Here is a 17,364-nt window from a genome sequence, read left to right as displayed (position 1 = left end):
GGCGGCGGGATCATTCGGGGGGAGGCCAGGTACGCGGCCGGTGGAGCGGACCGTGGCGTGGCCGGTTCAACGGGACGAGGGATCCCCGCCGTCGGGGGAGTCCACGTTCGCGCCGAATCGTCGCCACTCGGAACTGTCGCCGATCCGCGCTGCGTCGACGACGAGCTGGCTGCGGGGTTCTCCCTGGTAGCGGAGCTCGAAGAAAAGGCACATGCGGTGGCGGAGGTCGAATATCGCCGTTCCATCCGCGTCGGGATGGTCCGGACTCGTTAACTCGATGCGTGCGAAATCGCCGGGAGATGGAATGGGGCGCCAGTCCATTGCAGCCAGGTTTGATTGCGAGCCGTCAGTATTCTCCGGCGTGGTCGGGCGGCCGGAGCGGTGCGCGGTCTCCGTCCACACGACGGAGGAAGAAGAAGGAAGGTACTCCGGTGGGTGGTGCCCGTGACCGCCCCACATTGGAAGCTGCTCGAAGTACACCAGCGTCGATGGATGCTGAATGTGGGCGCGCGGCATCGGGGTCGGGGACTTCTCTGAGCCCATCAGCCGCCCGTCTGCACCGAGATTCGCGTCCGCGACGCTGTGCTCGAAGGTGACGGCCCAGGTATTGAACGCCGGCGAGATTTCCATGCGGAACCACTCCGGGCAGCTGCCGTCCAACAACATGCGGCCATGGAGGTCCGCGTGGGTGAGCGATGACGAGCCGACCAGTGATTCCAGGACACCCGCGCCGGACAAACCGTCGAAGGTTCGCACGACGGTGCGTTGCATGGCATTGCCCATGAAGGTGACGCTGGTGCGGTTCACCCCGGCTTCGTCGACAAGCGAAGCCCAGTACGCGTCGGCGTCCGCAATCTTCGTCATGGTGGACACGGTACGTGCGTCCGGACGCAGTTACCCCGAGCAGTTCGGGGGCATCGCCGCCCCGGCGTAGCCAGAGACCTACGTTCCGTGCAAACACGCACGTTTAAACGTAGGTACCTGCATCGAACGTAGGTATCTACGGGAAGCGGACCGGGCTGTGGGGCGGATGGTGGGGCGGCCGGATCGTTCGGGGGCGGCGGGATCGTTCCGGAGAGGTGGACCCGGGGCGGGGCCGCCGACGACACGACCGGCGCAACCCGATTCCCATCCGCGTGCGACAAGCCCCAATTCAAGGGCCATGGTCGCGGGCGGGATCGCGTTGCGCCGGTCGTGTGGAAGATAACCCCGTTCGCCGCGGCGCGCGACTGGAGCGGGGAGCCGGCCGCCCGCCCCACCCCGGGAGAGGGGAGGGCCGGACTGCCGAAGCCGGAACTAGCAGTCGTAGTACATCTCGAACTCCTGCGGGGTGGGGCGCAGGCGAACGGGCTCGATCTCGTTCTCGTACTTGTAGTCGATGTAGGTCTGGATGAGGTCCTCGGTGAAGACGTCGCCCTCGAGGAGGAACTCGTGGTCCTCGCGCAGGGCCTCCAGCGCGGCCTCCAGGGAGGTCGGGGCCTGGGGGATGTCGGCGGCCTCCTCCGGCGGGAGCTCGTAGAGGTCCTTGTCCACCGGGGCGTGGGGCTCGATGCGGTTCTTGATGCCGTCGAGGCCGGCCATCATCATGGCGGCGAAGCCGAGGTAGGGGTTGCCCGACGGGTCCGGGGCGCGGAACTCGATGCGCTTGGCCTTCGGGTTGGAGCCGGTGATCGGGATGCGGACCGCGGCGGAGCGATTGCGCTGCGAGTACACCAGGTTGATCGGGGCCTCGAAGCCCTTGACCAGGCGGTGGTAGGAGTTCAGGGTCGGGTTGGTGAATGCGAGCACCGCGCCGGCGTGGGCCAGGATGCCGCCGATGTAGTAGCGGGCGATGTCCGACAGGCCGCCGTAGCCGGCCTCGTCGTGGAACAGCGGCTTGCCGTCCTTCCACAGCGACTGGTGGCAGTGCATGCCGGAGCCGTTGTCGCCGGACAGCGGCTTGGGCATGAAGGTGACGGACTTGTTGTTCTTCCAGGCCGTCGACTTGATGATGTACTTGAAGCTCTGCACGTCATCGGCCGCGTGGAGCAGCGTGTTGAACTTGTAGTTGATCTCCTGCTGGCCGCCGGTGCCGACCTCGTGGTGGGCGCGCTCCAGGTCGAAGCCGGCCTCGGCGAGGTTCAGGCACATCTCGTCGCGAAGATCCTGGTAGTGGTCGTACGGCGCGACGGGGAAGTAGCCGCCCTTCATGCGGGTCTTGTAGCCCAGGTTCGGCGAGCCGTCCGGGTTCTCCTCCTTGCCGCGGTTCCACCAGCCCTCGACGGAGTCGACCTCGTAGAAGCCGGTGTTCATCTCGGTGGAGTAGCGGACCTTGTCGAAGATGTAGAACTCCGCCTCGGCGCCGAAGAAGCAGGTGTCGGCGATGCCGGTGGACTGGAGGTACTCCTCGGCCTTGCGCGCGATGTTGCGCGGGTCGCGGGAGAACGGCTCGAGCGTGAACGGGTCGTTGACGAAGAACTTGATGTTCAGCGTCTTGGCCTTGCGGAAGGGGTCGATCTTCGCGGTGGCCAGGTCCGGCAGCAGCGCCATGTCCGATTCGTCGATCGTCGTGAAGCCGCGGACGGACGAGCCGTCGAAGGCCAGGCCCTCGGAGGCGGCATCCTCGTCGAAGGCCGAAGCCGGGATGGTGAAGTGCTGCTCGATGCCGGGGACATCGGTGAAGCGGACGTCGACGAACTCGATGCCCTCGTCCTCGATGTACTTGATGACCTGTTCGGGGGAGGTGAAGCCCACGGTGACTCCTCGGTTGGACTGATGGGGGATGGGGGATGGTGGGGTTGTTCGGGCGGGCACCGGTGATCCCGGTCCTCGCCATCTGACGAAAACGAAATTATGGGATCGAGATTTCGCGGCCCGTTCCTGCATGTTTCGCCCGTGTAACACATCGTGTGACCTGCACCACTGTCATAACCGCGAGGTTAACGCCGCGGCATGTGCGCAGGTGGGGGCCGTGCGCACCCGTCCGGGGGCATCCCCGGCCTACCATCGGCCCATGCCCACGCTTTTCGACGACCACCCCGATCCCCGCCCCGCCGCCGTCATCGCCCCGGGCGCGGTGTGGCTGCCGGGGTTCCTGGATCTGCGCCAGCAGTCGTGGTTGGCCGATCGGTTCCGCGAGTGGGCGGCCGGCCCCGTTCCCGCCCGCGCGGCGGAGATCCACGGCAAGCCGATGAGCGTGCGCACGGTCTGCCTGGGCTGGCATTGGCGCCCGTACGAGTACACGCGCACCGCGATCGACGTCAACGGCAACCCCGTCCTGCCGTTTCCCGAATGGATGGTCCGGCTGGGCAGGTCGGCCGTCGCCGCCGCGGAGGCGGTGGAAGGCGGGGACGTGGGGCCGTCGCAAAGCAAGGCGGCGAGCAGCTACGCCCCCGATGCGGCGCTGGCGAACTGGTACGACGCCGACGCGCGGATGGGCATGCACCAGGACCGCGACGAGGTCAGCCGCGCGCCCGTGGTCAGCCTGTCCATCGGCGATGCGTGCACGTTCCGCTTCGGCAATCCCGACAGCCGCAACCGCCCGTACCGCGACCTGGTGCTCGAGTCCGGCGACGCGTTCGTCTTCGGTGGGGCCTCGCGCCTGGCCTACCACGGGGTCACGGCGGTCCATCCCGGCACCGCGCCCGCCGGCTGCGGCTTGGGGGCCGGGCGCATCAACATCACGCTGCGCGAGACCGGGCTGGGGTAGTTGGCTTGACGACGGTCACGTGGGCGCGACCGCCAGGATCTTCCGTGCGCCGGATGGGGGAGTGGCGGGAGCTTCAGCGGCGGACGTACTTGGCGCGGGCGATGGAGTAAAGGCCGTAGAGCGCGACGCCCGCGCCGACGACGATGAGCATGATCGAACCCGCCGGCTGCTGGCCCAGCGTGCGCAGCGCCGAATCGAGGCCGCCGGCCTTCTCCGGGTCATTCGTCCACGCGGCCATGATGATGAGCACGCCCAAGATGCCGAAGGCGATGCCGCGCGCGATGTAGCCGACCACGCCGGCGACGACGATCGCCGTGCCCACGTGGCCGGATTCCGCGCCTGCCTCGAGGTCGTCCTTGAAGCCCTTCGTCGCGCCATTCCAGATGGAATAGAAGCCGACGGCGAGGACCACGACGCCGGCCGCGATGACCAGCGCCACGCCCAACGGCTGCTCCATCACCTTCGCCGTGACGTCGGTGGCCGTGTCGCCGTCCGACGTCGACGCGCCGCGGGCGAACGTCGAGGTGGTGAACGCCAGCGAGGTGTAGACCACCGCCAGGACCAGGCTCTTGGCCTTGTCCTTGGCCTCGTCCTCGACGAAGATGCCGATCAGCCGCCAGATCGCCAGGCCGGCCAGGCCCGCCACGGCGACCCACAACAGGATCCGGCCGCCCGGTGCCTGGGCGATCTCCGCCAGCGCCCCCGAATTCGAGGCTTCCTCGCCGCCCGAGTCACCGGTGGCGATGCGGATGGCGAACCAGCCGATGATCAAATGCAGCACGCCGAGCACGACGTAGCCGACGCGCGCCAGCAAGGTCAGCGCGGCACTGTTGTCCGCCTTGTTCGCGCCCCGATCGGCGCCGTCCTTGGCCTTGCGTCCGACCTTCTTGCCGTGGTTCTTGGCCTGCGCACCCATCGCGCCGGCGGAGTTCTTCGCGCTCATGAACGCCATTATCCTCCATGGGGAAACGAAGTTCCATGAATACGGCGGGTCGTCGCCAAGCCGTGACATAACCGGGCAGCAGCCGCCCGCACCGGCGACCGGACGTCGAGGCGACGCGGCGCGAAGCGGGGGACAGTCCCCGGTTGTCGGCCCGTGAGGCTCAGCCCCGGATGTCGAAGCTCTCGATCGGCTCCGGCCCGGAGATCACGCGGCGGGTGACCTGCAGGATCCCGTCCTCGTTGGGGTCGACGCGCCAGCGCACCAGCGCCACGGTGCCGCCAACGATTTCCAGCGCGGTGATGTGCGAGGGGTAGACGCAGCTGCCGGCGTTGAAATAGGGCATGTCGCCGGGACCGGGGAACTTCTCCCAATGCGTGTGACCGCAGATCAGCGCCGCCCGGTTCTTGCGGATCCACTTGACGTAATTGCGCTCGACCTTGTGGCGCTTGTACGAGTTGGCCACGGGGCTCGTCGGGCTGTTGAAGCCCAGCCGGTGCATGTACTTCCAGAACAGCCGCACCATCAGGCGGTTGAACCGCCACGCCTGATCATTGGGCAGGTCGCCCTGGTGGCCGTGGACCAGCAGGATCTCCTGGCCGGAGTCGCGCCGGCGGAACACGACGGCCTCCACCGGCTCGATCCCGTGGAAGAACGGTTTGGCCTCGCCCGTGCCGGGGTCCTCGGTGCTCCAGAGGTACTCGCGCACGAAGCCGGGATCCTGGAGGATCACGTCGTGGTTGCCCCACATCCGGATGAGCCTGCCGGCGCGGTGGAAATCCTGGTGCCGCTCCCACACCGCACGGTTGGCGCGGATGATGTGCTTGTAGTCGTACTCCCACAGCTCGTCGCCGTCGCCGGCCTCGACGTAGGTGAAGCCCTCGTTCCAGTAGTGGTCGAGCGCGGCGGTGTAGGAGTTCTTGTTCTTCAAGAACTCGTCCGCCTTCGACCCGTCGCCGCGGTGGCAGTCGCTCATGATCACGTACCGCGACTCGTCGTCGATCATCTCGACCCGGGCACCGCGGTACGCCTCGGTCAGGCGTTGCATGGTCTTCAACGGACATCACCCCAGCGGAATTCGGCTCTCGCCATCGAGCATAGAGACGTACGGGGCTTGCTTCACGACGAAAAGCGCCCCACCCGGCCAACAGACCGAAGTGGGGCGGATCGGGCGCGATCTAGCAGTCGTAGTACATCTCGAACTCCTGCGGCGTCGGGCGCAGGCGGACGGGCTCGATCTCGGTGGTGTACTTGTAATCGATGTAGGTCTCGATCAAGTCCTCGGTGAACACGTCGCCCTCGAGCAGGAACTCATGGTCGTCGCGAAGCGCCTGCAGCGAGGCCTCCAGCGAGGTGGGGGCCTGCGGGATGTCGGCGGCCTCCTCCGGCGGGAGCTCGTAGAGGTCCTTGTCCACCGGCGCATGCGGCTCGATGCGGTTCTTGATGCCGTCCAGGCCGGCCATCATCATCGCCGCGAAGCCCAGGTACGGGTTGCCCGACGGGTCCGGCGCGCGGAACTCCACGCGCTTGGCCTTCGGGTTCGAGCCGGTGATCGGGATGCGCACGGCCGCCGAGCGGTTGCGCTGCGAGTACACCAGGTTGATCGGCGCCTCGAAGCCCTTCACCAGACGGTGGTAGGAGTTCAGGGTCGGGTTGGTGAACGCCAGCACCGCGCCGGCGTGCTCCAGGATGCCGCCGATGAAGTAGCGCGCCGTATCCGACAGCCCGCCGTAGCCGGACTCGTCGAAGAACAGCGGCTCGCCGTCCTTCCACAGCGACATGTGGGCGTGCATGCCCGAGCCGTTGTCGTCGGCCAGCGGCTTCGGCATGAAGGTCACCGACTTGCCGTTGCGCCACGCGACGTTCTTGATGATGTACTTGAAGCTCTGCAGGTCATCCGCCGCATGCAGCATGGAGTTGAAGCGGTAGTTGATCTCCTGCTGGCCGCCGGTGCCCACCTCGTGGTGCTGGCGCTCCAGGTCGAAGCCGGCCTCCGCCAGGTGCTTGCACATTTCGTCGCGCAGGTCCTGGTAGTGGTCGTACGGCGCGACGGGGAAGTAGCCGCCCTTCATGCGGGTCTTGTAGCCGAGGTTCGGGGACCCGTCGGGGTTCTCGTCCTTGCCGCGGTTCCACCAGCCCTCGACGGAGTCGACCTCGTAGTAGCCGGCATGGGCGTCGGTGCGGAACTTCACGGAGTCGAAGATGTAGAACTCCGCCTCGGCGCCGAAGTAGCAGGTGTCGGCGATGCCGGTCGACTCGAGGTACTCCTCGGCCTTGCGGGCGATGTTGCGGGGGTCGCGGGAGAACGGCTCCAGGGTGAAGGGGTCGTGGACGAAGAACTTGATGTTCAGCGTCTTGGCCTTGCGGAAGGGGTCGACCTTCGCGGTCTTCAGGTCCGGCAGCAGCGTCATGTCGGACTCGTCGATGGTGGTGAAGCCGCGGATCGACGAACCGTCGAACGCCAGGCCCTCCGCAGCGGCATCCTCGTCGAAGGCCGAGGCCGGGATGGTGAAGTGCTGTTCGGTACCGGGAACGTCGGTGAAGCGGACGTCGACGAACTCGATGCCCTCCTCCTCGATGTACTTGACGACCTCGGCGGGGGAGGTGAAGTTCATGTGCGACTCCTAACGTGGCGAATGTCGTAATCCACCTTAACGAAAACGCCCCGCCCCTCGCCGCCCCGCCCGCGTAACCCCCGCCACACGCGGGCCGCGGGGCCGGTCCGGCATACGGGCGGGGGTGTCCCGGTGGCCCGGGTTCTTCCCGCTTGACGACGAATCGGCCGAGGTTCGTCGTCAAGCCCCCGACCGCTACACTGTGACCCCATGGCCGACAAGAGCAATTGGCTCGAAGGACCCCAGGTCCCCGGGCAATTCGACGACCCCGACAACCTTTCCGCGTACCCCGGGCACAACCTGGGCCTGGCACAGGCGGGCGCCGGGTCGCAGGCGTCGCTGCTGCGGCGCGTCGGCGGGATCATGATCGACTGGATCGTCAGCATGTTCCTCACCGCCGCGGTGTACCCCTTCGCCGGGCCCAGCCAGGAGCAGGCCGAGCAGTTCGGCGACCCGTTCATCGCGTGGCAGTCGTTCACCGCCACCTGGACTTTCCTCATCTTCCTGCTCGTGGGCACCGTGTCGGTGTGGCTGTTCGGCCGCACCCCGGGCCAGGCGATGCTGCGCATGGGCGTCGCCCGCGTCGACCAGCCCGGCACCCGCGTCGGCCTGTGGCGCGCGTTCCTCCGGTCCTTCCTGACGCTGCTGCTCCTGCCGCCGGCGATCCAGGACTCCGACCTGCGCGGCATGCACGACCGCGCCACCGGCACCGCGGTCATCCGCGGGTAGTCGCTGGGAGCCGCGGAACCGCGCGCGAGCGCCGGGTGCCGCGTAACCGCGCGCGAGCGCCCGGAACCGGGAACCGCCGCCGCCCCTCATCGGGGGCGGCGGCGGTTTCACATTTCGCGAGTGTGTAAATACCTGCGTGGTCTTGGTCACTTCGGGCCCGTACCGGCACTTTTGGGGGAGCCGGAGGGGTCTGGAGGGGTCAAGCCGGGCCAAGCCGGGGCCGGCCGGTGGCAACGCGTCCGGGGCCGAGCCTTCCCGGCCCCGATTGCGAGTGGGAGCCGGCTACACCAGCGCGACGACGAGGATCTGCGCAAGGATGATCTTCACGATCATCGCCATCGGGTACACCGTCGTATAGCCCATCGACGGCAGCTCGTTCTTCGTCTGGTCGTTGACGTACGTCAGCACGGCCGGGTGCGTCTGCAGGCCCGCCAGGATGCCGGCGGTCTGGCCGAAGGGGATCTTCAGCACCTTGTGGCCGACGATGAGGGTCAGCATCGCCGAGCTCATCGCGATGGCCGCGGCCAGACCCAGCACGGTCAGCGACGACGGGTCGCCCAGGGCGTCCTTGAAGCCGGCGCCGGCGGTCGTGCCGATGCCCGCCAGAAAAAGCGCCAGACCGACCTGGCGGAAGGCCAGATTCGCGGAGTAGGGGATCGGCCACACCAGCGGGCCCGTGCGGCCCAGCGCGCCGAGCACCAGCGCCACGACCAGCGGGCCGCCGGCCGAACCCAGCTTGAGGGTCACGCCGCCGGGGATCGGGATCGGGATCATGCCCACCGCGACGCCCAGCAGCAGGCCCAGGATCATGGGCAGCAGGTTGACGTCGGACAGCTTCTTGTACGAGTCGCCGAAGAACTTCGTCGCATTGCCGATGCGATCGGGCGTTGCGACGACGCGCACGCGGTCGCCCAGTTCCAGCTTCATCGACGGAGAAGCCACCATGTCCAGGTCACCGCGTCGCACGCGGGTGATCATCATGCCGTTCATCTTGGTGTGCAGCTGTTCCAGCGGAACGCCGCAGACGTCCCCGGAGGACACGAAGATGCGGCGGTACTCCAGGCGGCCGTCGTGCGTCGGATCGCCCGGCAGCAGCTCGCCGATGCGCTCGGAGGCCTTGGCGATGATCTCCTCGGTGCCAACGATGGACACGACGTCGCCGACGTCGATGGTGTCGCCTTCGGCGGGGACGTATAGGTGGCCCTTGTGCTCGATGCGCGACACGATGAGGTCCAGACCGAACACCACCGGCATGTCCGTCACCGACGGCAGGTCCGCCTTGGTGACCTCCACGCGGCGGGTGTGCAGCGGCAGCGCGGCCACGCCGGCCTCGAGGGCCTCGCGGTCGTGGTCGACGCGGAAGACCTTCGCCATGATGCCGATCGACGCGATGACGCCCAGCACGCCGATGGGGTAGGCCAGCGAGTAGCCGATGACCGGCATCTCCAGCTTGCTCTGCAGCTCCGCGTCATCGGAGATGACGTTGGGCAGGGCGTCGACCACCGCGGCCAGCGCCGGGGTGTTGGTCAGCGCGCCGGTGAACGTGCCCGCGCCCTCGACGTTGTCGATGGGGAACAGGGTGATCAGCAGGAACGCCTCGATGGCGACGACCGCCAAGATGCCGATGCCGAACAGGTTGTGCCGGATGCCCGTCGACTTCAGCGACGCGAAAAACTCCGGGCCCGACTCCAGGCCGATCGTGTACACGAACAGCGCCAGGCCGACGATGTAGATCAACGGCGGGATCTGGATGCCCGGCTCGAAGGTGGCCAGGCCCAGGCCGACGAACAGGACGGCGGCGATGCCGAGCTTGAACCCGAAAATGCGGATCTGCCCGAGCGCCAGACCGATGCCCATGATGACGAGCAGAGCCAGCAGTTGATTTTCCACGAGTATTTGCACGAGGCCCATCGTGGCACACCTCGCGCCCGGCCACCCGTTGAGTGATCCACGTCGCCCAAGCCCCTCACCTGCGAAAACACGGAAAGGTCCGAAACGGCGAAACCGCCGACACCCCGTTCGGGGGCGCGGCGGTCGCGGAAGCGGACAGCGGGGAAAAAGCTACCCGCGCTTCTCCTGGCGCTGTTGCATGCGGCGCGCGCGGCGGTTCATCGACTGCTGGCGGGCGCCCTTGGGCAGCGGGCCCTTCGGCAGCGCGGCGCGGGCGTCGCGGATCTTCTCCATCGACTCCACACGGGAGGCTAGCTTGTTGGCCTCGTCCTTGTTGTAGTTGCGCGGGAACCGCAGCATCTCGCGCTGCAGCTTCTTCACCGGCACCTGACCCTCGCCGGAGCCCGACATCATCTCGTAGATCGGCGTATCGCCGAGGAAGCGCGCGAGCGTCTTCTTCTCGCGGGCCATCATGGCCTTCACGCGATTCTCGTCGCCCTCGCCGACCAGGACCACGCCCGGGTTGCCGATGACGCGGTGCACCGCATCGAGCTGCTGATTGGCCTGCGCGGCCGTCTTCACGTGCCACACCGTGCCCACGCCGGAACGCATGTTCTCCAGCGCCCAGCCCGCGGCGCCCATCTGGCCCTCGGCCTCGGAGTAGAACGACGACTCCAGGCGCTTGGTGAAAATCCACATCGCCAGCGCGAAACCGATGGACAGGCCGAGCAGCGGCAGGAACCACGCCCACATGCCGCCGATCAACAGGCCGATCAGCAGCAGCACCAGCACCGGGGCCAGCAGCCCCAGCAGCATGTACGGGATCAGCTTCTTGTCGCGGGCCTTCTGCATCTTGAAGGCCTGCCACAGCTGGCCGCGGGTCTCCTTGCGCTTACCGCGCTTGGCCGCCCGCTCGGCCTTCTTCGACGCCTTCAGCTCGTCCTTGTTCGCCATGGCCACAACTCTAGGGCATGCACGATTCCGGGGACGAAACGGCCCGGCACGCACGTGGCGAGCCGGGCCGGGGGTCGTCGCAAAGCAAAATGCGACGCAAACTACCGCGCCGGGGAGACCTCGGCGTCCTTCGACGAGCCGTAGCGCTCCAGCAGGGACGAAGCCTCCTGGTTGGTGGAGACGTCCTCCGCCAGGGCCGACAGATGCTCTGGCAGCTCCTCGCCGCGCGCCGCCAGCGCACGCGCGAACAGGCGGCCGGCACGATACGACGACCGCACCAGGGGACCCGCCATGACGCCGGCGAAGCCCATGTCGTAGGCGGCCTCCGACAACTCGACGAACTCCTCCGGCTTGACCCACCGATCGATCGGATGGTGCATCGCCGACGGGCGCAGGTACTGCGTGATGGTCAGGATGTCACAGCCGGCGTCGTTGAGATCGTGCATCGCGCCCAGGATCTCCTCGCGCGTCTCGCCCATGCCCAAGATCAGGTTCGACTTGGTCACCAGACCGGCGGCGCGGGCGCGGGAGATCATCTCCAAGCTGCGGTCGTAGCGGAACGCCGGGCGGATCTTCTTGAAGATCCGCGGCACCGTCTCGATGTTGTGCGCGAACACGTCCGGGCGGGCCTCGAACACGGCCTCCGCCGCCGAACCGTCGCCCCGGAAATCGTCGACCAGCAGCTCCACGCCCGTGCCCGGGTTCAACTCGCGGATCTGGCGGCACGTCTCCGCGTACAGCCACGACGCGCCATCGGACAGATCATCGCGGGCCACGCCCGTCACCGTCGCGTACCGCAGCCCCATCTCGCGGACCGACTCGGCCACGCGCCGCGGCTCATCGCGATCCAGCTCCTCCGGCTTGCCCGTGGCGATGTTGCAGAAATCGCAGCGCCGCGTGCACTGGTCGCCGCCGATGAGGAACGTCGCCTCCCGGTCCTCCCAGCACTCGTACAGATTCGGGCAATTCGCCTCCTGGCACACCGTGTGCAGCGACGCGCCCGACACGCGCTTCTTCATCGCCTTGTACTCCGGGCCCGTCTTCGCGGTGGTGCGGATCCAGGACGGCTTGTGCTCGATGGGCGTCTCGGCGTTTTTCGCCTCGATGCGCAACATGCGACGACCTTCAGGTGCGGTAGACATGTCGACCACCCTACAGATCGTGCTTTTCCACGCGAAGGTCGCCGTCCAGAGCGGCGGCGATAGCCGAAGTCAAAGGTTCCCGCAGGTCGGCGACGGTGACGTCGCGGCCGAGCTCCTCGCTGAGCGTGGTCACCCCGGCGTCCGCGATGCCGCACGGCACGATATGCCCGTAGTAGTCCAGCGTATTGTCGCAATTGAGCGCCACCCCGTGCATGGTCACCCCGTGCGTGACGCGGATGCCGATCGCCGCCACCTTCCGCGACGGCTTCAACTGCCCGCCGACGACCCCCGCCGGCAGCCACACGCCGGAGCGGCCCTCGACGCGGCCGGCGTCGTCAAGCCCCATGCCCCGCACGACGTGGATGACCGCCTCCTCGATGCGGCGCACGTAATCCACGACGTCCATCGGCTCGGCCAGCTTCACGATCGGATAGCACACCAGCTGCCCCGGCCCATGCCACGTGATGCGGCCCCCGCGATCGACGTCGACGACCGGCAGGCCATTGTCCGGGCGGTCCTCCGGCTGCGTGCGCTTGCCGGCGGTGTACGTGCTCGGGTGCTCCAGCGCCCACAGCTGGTCGCCGATGGTGCCGGCCGCGCGGGCGGCGGCGGCCTCGGCCTGCTTGTGCCACGTGTCCACGTAATCGACCGTGCCCAGGTCGATGATCTCGAGCGGGGCGTCGGCCGCGCGGATCGAGTCGGTGGGGTGCGTCGCCGGGGCCGGGGTGGCGGTGGTGGCGGCGTCGGTGGCGGCGGCGTCGGTGGCGTGCTGGGAGTCCTGCGTGCTGACCGTGTTCGTCATGCGAAGCAGTCTAGCCCCGCCCCGCTTTACGACGGCCCGCGCCCACCTCAACCGCCCGCATCCCGAGTGCGCCGCCTTCACCACGCGCCAAATTTCTCCTTGCGGCGCAAATAGACGTCCAGTGGACAGAAAGAGGTGGATGACCACGTCTTTCTGTCCACTGGACGTCTTTCTGGCGAAGTCGAGGGAGACCCGGGCAGGGAAACACCGGAATGCGGTCCTTGGAAGCCTCGGTGGCCACCCCGATTGCCGACCCGGCGCCCATGACCCGGCCAGATACCTACGTTCCGGCCAGATACCCATGTTCAAACGTGAGTATCTGGCCGGAACGTAGGTATCTGCGCGGTGGTGGTGCGGTGCTGGGCTCGTCGGCGGCCGGGTCACGGTCGAGTGCTCGGAAACGCCGAAACCCGGCCACCCTCCCTCTGGGAAAGGCGGCCGGGACACCTTCGGCGACCCGAAACGCCGAAACCCGGCCACCCTCCGTTTCGGGAAGGTGACCGGGCAACGGTCGGCCGGAGCGGCCGATCTAGCGGACTAGAGCTCCAGGTCGGACTCGAAGTTGGCGACCTGCAGGCGGTCGACGACGGTGGTCATGAAGCGACCGGCGTCGGCGCCGTCGATGAGGCGGTGATCGTAGGTCATGGGCAGGTAGGCCATCGCGCGGATGCCGATGGCGTCGCTGCCGTTCTCCGTCACCACGACGGGGCGCTTCTTGATCATGCCCGTGCCGACCATCGCGCCCTGCGGCGGGACGAGGATCGGGGTATCGGACAGCGCACCCTCGGAACCGATGTTGGTGATGGTGAACGTGCCGCCGGACAGATCATTCGGCTTGAGCTTGTTGTTGCGCGCGCGGTCGGCGATGTCGGCGATCGCGGCGGCGAGCTCCGGCAGGGACATGTCCTGGGCATCGTGGATGACCGGGGAGAGCAGGCCACGCTCGGTGTCCACGGCGATGCCGAGGTTCACCTTCTCGTGGTACGTGATCTCCTTCTTGCCCTCGTCCCACGACGCGTTCACGTTCGGGTGCGAGACCAGCGCCTCGACCATGGCCTTGGCGAAGAACGGCAGGAACGTGAGCTTCACGCCGTGCTTCTCCTCGAACGCGGCCTTGTTCGCAGCGCGCAGGTCCCAGACCTCGGTCATGTCGGCCTCGTGCAGCTGGGTGAGCTGCGCGGAGGTCTGCAGGGACTCGAGGGTCTTCGCCGCGGTGATCTCGCGGATGCGGTTGACGCGCTGGGTGGTGCCGCGCAGGTCCGCCATCTCGGGGCGGACGCCCTTGGTGGACCAGTTCGACGAAGCCGGCTCATCGCCCTTGGACGCCTCGGTGCCGCCCTCGGCGGCCTTGAGCACGTCCTGCTTGCGGATGCGGCCGCCGATGCCCGAGCCCTCGACCTTCGTCAGGTCGACGCCGTGCTTGTCGGCGAGCTTGCGGACCAGGGGAGTGACGTACGGGACGTCGGCGTTGCCGGAGGTGTCCTTCTTGGACTCCTCCTTCTTCGGCGCGTCCTGCTTGGGCGCGGCCTTCTCCGCCTTCTCCTCCTTGTCCTGCTTCTTCGGCTCGGCCTTCTTCTCGGCCTTCTCTTCCTTCTTGGGCTCCGGCTTCTTGGGCTCGTCGTCCTTCTTCGGCTCGGCCTTCTTTTCGGCCTCCGCCTCGGCGGCCTCGACCTCGGTGTCGCCCTCGGCGGCGTCGGCGTCACCGACGCGCGCGATGACGGCGCCCACGTCGACGGTGTCGTCGACGTCGAACAGGACCTCGATCAGGGTGCCGGCGACCGGCGACGGGATCTCGGTGTCGACCTTGTCGGTGGAGACCTCCAGCAGCGGCTCGTCGACCTCGACGGTGTCGCCGACCTCCTTGAGCCACTGGGTGATGGTGCCCTCGGTGACGGATTCGCCGAGCTCCGGCATCTCGACGTCGGACGCCTTGCCTCCGCCGGATCCGCCGGACTTCTTCGGCTTCTCGTCCTTCGCCTCGTCCTCGGAGTCGGCGTCGCCCTCGTCGTCGCCTTCGGCCTCGTCGACGGTGTCGTTGTCGTCCTTGGACTCCGACTCCTCGATGGCCTCCTCCGACGGGACGTCCTCGTCCTCGTCGTCCTCGGCATCATCGGAGCCCGCGGCGTCGGCGTCGCCGATGCGCGCGATGACCGCGCCCACGTCGACGGTGTCGTCGACCTCGGCGAGGACCTCGACCAGGGTGCCGGCCACGGGCGACGGGATCTCGGTGTCGACCTTGTCGGTGGAGACCTCGAGCAGCGGCTCGTCGACCTCGACGGTGTCGCCGACTTCCTTCAGCCAGGTGGTGATGGTGCCCTCGGTGACGGACTCGCCGAGCTCCGGCATCTCCACGTCGGTGGCCTTGCCGCCGCCGGATCCGCCGGACTTCTTCTTCGGCTTCTCGTCCTTCTCCTCGGACGCCTCCTCGGCCTCCTCGGTCTCCTCCGCCTCGACCTCTTCGGCCTCTTCCTCGGCGTCGGCGTCGTCGGCATCGTCCGAGCCGGAATCGCCGGCCTCGTCCTCGTCGCCGATCTTGGCGATGACCTCGCCCACGTCGACCGTGTCGTCCTCGTCCGCGAGGATCTCGAGCAGCACGCCGGCGACCGGCGACGGGATCTCCGTGTCCACCTTGTCGGTGGAAACCTCCAGCAAGGGCTCGTCGACCTCGACGGTGTCGCCGACCTTCTTCAGCCAGGTGGTAATCGTGCCCTCGGTGACGGATTCGCCCAGTTCGGGCATCTCAACAGAGGTCGCCATGTGTGCTCTCCTCGACAATCGCTCAATAGTTGGTGATCACAACTAGGGTACCGGTTCGCACACGCTCCCGCTTACGCGGTACGCCCGACGCGCCGGGTGGTGGCGCGTCGGGCGTGTTCGGGGGCGAACGGGGTGAGCCCGGGCAGGGGGTGGGCGGGGCTTCATCGTCGTCAAGCGCACGTGCTTTGCGACGGCCACCCGCCCCATCCCCGGCCGAAAACTACTTTCCGGCGAGGTCCTCCAGAGCCGCGAGCATGGTGCGCACCGGGACGCCGGTGGCGCGCTTGGGGGTGTAGCCCCACGGCGCGTGGGTGTTGAACGCCGGGCCGGCGACGTCGATGTGCACCCACTCGGCGTCGTCGGCGACGAACTCGCGCAGGTACGCGGCGGCGACGCTCATGCCGCCCTCGCGGGAGTTGGACACGTTGCGCAGGTCGGCGACGGGGGACTTGAGGCCCTCGGCGAGCTCCTCGGGGATCGGCATGGCCCAGCCGCCCTCGCCGGCCTCGCGGGACAGCTCGGCGACGCGGTCGCGGAATTCGTCGGTGCCGAGCACGCCCGGGGTGCGGCCGCCGAGCGCGACGAGCTGCGCGCCGGTGAGCGTGGCGGTGTCGATGACGTGGGTCGGCCCGTCCTCGCAGGCGCGGACCAGGGCGTCGGCGAGAATGAGGCGGCCCTCGGCGTCGGTGTTGAGGATCTCGATGGTCTTGCCGCCGTACTGCGTGATCACGTCGCCGGGGCGGTAGGCGCGGCCGCCGGGCATGTTCTCCGCCATCGGGATGGTCGCGGTGACCGGCACGTCGAGGCCCAGCCGGCCGGCGAGCACCACGGTGGCGATGACCGCCGCCGCGCCGCCCATGTCGGAGATCATGTTCTCCATGTTCGCGCCCGGCTTCAGCGAAATTCCGCCGGTGTCGAAGGTGACGCCCTTGCCCACCAGCGCGACCTTGGCGGCGCCGGAGTGCTGGTCTCCGGAGTTCTTGGCGGCGGCGTCGGCGCTCTGAGAGCCCTGAGCGCCCTTCCACGTCATGCGCACCAGGCGCGGGCCGCGCTCGGAACCGCGGCCGACGGCGGTGAGGCCGCCGAAGCCGCCCGCGGCCAGCGCCTCGTCGTCGAGCACCTCGACGTCGAGGCCGGCGGACTCGCCGAGCTTCGCCGCCGCGTTGGCGAACACCTCCGGGTACAGGTGCGACGACGCCGTATTGACGAAGTCGCGCGCCGTCGCCACCGCGTCGACGATCGCCGCCGCGCGCTCGACCTGCGCATCATCCGCGCCGAGCACCGTCAGGGTGCGGGCCGTGCTTTCCGACGACCCGGCGTCCCCGCCCGTCGACTTCAGCCCGCCGTAGGAGTAGGCGCCCATGCCGAACCCCTCGGCCGCAGCCGCGGCGTCGAGCTCGCCCAGGGCGCTGACCACGTGATCGACCGACCCCAGCGCGCGGGCAGCGGCACCGGAGGCGCGGCGGATGGTCTCGGCATCCGGGTCGGAATCGCCCAGGCCGACCGCCGCGATCGTCGCGACGCCCAGCCCCTCCGGCGCGGGAATGCGGGTGACCTTCTCCAGCTTCGCCGACGCCCCGACCAACTCCAGCTGCGCCAGCACCTCCGACGCCTTCTCACCGAGCACCGACGAAGCGACGAGCTCGAGGTCATCGCCATCGAGAAGCGCGACGAGCAGGCAATCGGCGCCGAGATCGGCGATGTCGCCCGCGTCGCCCGCGGCAATGGCGACGCGCGTGCCCGTCGCCGGGAGGAACTCCTCCAACACGGTCGAATTGGGGGTGGCGAAATCGGTGGTGCGGGAATCGGTCATGCGAACGCTCCTTCAATCGGGTGCGGCGGATCGG

At 68.2% G+C, this 17,364-nt stretch carries 13 protein-coding genes; 2 read left to right on the top strand and 11 right to left on the bottom strand.

What is annotated here, in order from left to right; translation table 11 throughout:
- Positions 1-66: 66 nt before the first annotated feature.
- Both ACFWGD_RS03830 and glnA (ACFWGD_RS03825) read right to left on the bottom strand, forming a co-directional pair.
- Entirely contained in the window at positions 67-864 is a 798-nt protein-coding gene (locus ACFWGD_RS03830) for a hypothetical protein (protein ID WP_377777226.1), read from the bottom strand.
- 432 nt (positions 865-1,296) lie between these two features.
- The gene (glnA, locus tag ACFWGD_RS03825) at positions 1,297-2,733 is read right to left on the bottom strand and encodes a type I glutamate--ammonia ligase (protein WP_377777225.1); all 1,437 of its coding nucleotides are present in this window, start codon (positions 2,731-2,733) and stop codon (positions 1,297-1,299) included.
- Positions 2,734-2,992: 259 nt separating this feature from the next.
- On the opposite strand from glnA (ACFWGD_RS03825), the gene ACFWGD_RS03820 reads away from it, so the two are divergent.
- Positions 2,993-3,688 carry an alpha-ketoglutarate-dependent dioxygenase AlkB family protein gene (locus ACFWGD_RS03820; RefSeq protein WP_377777224.1) on the top strand — a complete coding sequence of 232 codons (696 nt, stop codon included), beginning with the start codon at positions 2,993-2,995 and terminating at the stop codon, positions 3,686-3,688.
- Positions 3,689-3,761: 73 nt separating this feature from the next.
- On the opposite strand, the gene ACFWGD_RS03815 is transcribed toward ACFWGD_RS03820, so the two are convergent.
- The 3 genes from ACFWGD_RS03815 to glnA (ACFWGD_RS03805) form a co-directional block, all read right to left on the bottom strand.
- Positions 3,762-4,631, bottom strand: coding sequence for a DUF1206 domain-containing protein (locus tag ACFWGD_RS03815; RefSeq protein ID WP_377777223.1), 870 nt, complete (start codon positions 4,629-4,631; stop codon positions 3,762-3,764).
- A 160-nt stretch (positions 4,632-4,791) separates the two neighbouring features.
- On the bottom strand, positions 4,792-5,676 hold the full coding sequence (locus tag ACFWGD_RS03810; RefSeq protein ID WP_377777221.1) for a hypothetical protein: 885 nt from the start codon (positions 5,674-5,676) through the stop codon (positions 4,792-4,794).
- Between the two features lie 130 nt (positions 5,677-5,806).
- The gene (gene glnA / locus ACFWGD_RS03805) at positions 5,807-7,243 is read right to left on the bottom strand and encodes a type I glutamate--ammonia ligase (protein ID WP_377777219.1); all 1,437 of its coding nucleotides are present in this window, start codon (positions 7,241-7,243) and stop codon (positions 5,807-5,809) included.
- A gap of 210 nt (positions 7,244-7,453) precedes the next feature.
- Here glnA (ACFWGD_RS03805) and ACFWGD_RS03800 point away from each other — a divergent pair, with 210 nt between their 5' ends.
- Positions 7,454-7,972, top strand: coding sequence for an RDD family protein (locus ACFWGD_RS03800; protein WP_377777218.1), 519 nt, complete (start codon positions 7,454-7,456; stop codon positions 7,970-7,972).
- Positions 7,973-8,254: 282 nt separating this feature from the next.
- On the opposite strand, the gene ACFWGD_RS03795 is transcribed toward ACFWGD_RS03800, so the two are convergent.
- The 6 genes from ACFWGD_RS03795 to ACFWGD_RS03770 all read right to left on the bottom strand — a co-directional run bounded on the left by ACFWGD_RS03795 (position 8,255) and on the right by ACFWGD_RS03770 (position 17,330).
- Entirely contained in the window at positions 8,255-9,874 is a 1,620-nt protein-coding gene (locus tag ACFWGD_RS03795) for an aspartate:alanine exchanger family transporter (RefSeq protein WP_377777480.1), read from the bottom strand.
- Between the two features lie 159 nt (positions 9,875-10,033).
- Positions 10,034-10,816, bottom strand: a complete 783-nt coding sequence (locus ACFWGD_RS03790) for a DUF4191 domain-containing protein (RefSeq protein ID WP_291344320.1) — start codon at positions 10,814-10,816, stop codon at positions 10,034-10,036.
- Positions 10,817-10,917: 101 nt separating this feature from the next.
- Complete coding sequence (gene lipA / locus ACFWGD_RS03785; protein ID WP_377777217.1) at positions 10,918-11,958, bottom strand: lipoyl synthase; 1,041 nt, start codon at positions 11,956-11,958, stop codon at positions 10,918-10,920.
- A gap of 10 nt (positions 11,959-11,968) precedes the next feature.
- Positions 11,969-12,760, bottom strand: a complete 792-nt coding sequence (lipB, locus tag ACFWGD_RS03780) for a lipoyl(octanoyl) transferase LipB (RefSeq protein WP_377777216.1) — start codon at positions 12,758-12,760, stop codon at positions 11,969-11,971.
- A gap of 537 nt (positions 12,761-13,297) precedes the next feature.
- Positions 13,298-15,517 (bottom strand): 2-oxoglutarate dehydrogenase, E2 component, dihydrolipoamide succinyltransferase, encoded by a 2,220-nt coding sequence (gene sucB, locus ACFWGD_RS03775; RefSeq protein WP_377777215.1) that lies wholly within the window; start codon positions 15,515-15,517, stop codon positions 13,298-13,300.
- Positions 15,518-15,737: 220 nt separating this feature from the next.
- Entirely contained in the window at positions 15,738-17,330 is a 1,593-nt protein-coding gene (locus tag ACFWGD_RS03770) for a leucyl aminopeptidase (RefSeq protein WP_377777214.1), read from the bottom strand.
- Between the last annotated feature and the right edge of the window lie 34 nt (positions 17,331-17,364).

This window comes from Corynebacterium sp. NPDC060344 (assembly GCF_042725215.1).
Lineage (GTDB): Bacteria > Actinomycetota > Actinomycetes > Mycobacteriales > Mycobacteriaceae > Corynebacterium.
Note: the sequence above shows the minus strand (reverse complement) of the source record. Positions and strands in the feature narration are given on the sequence as shown.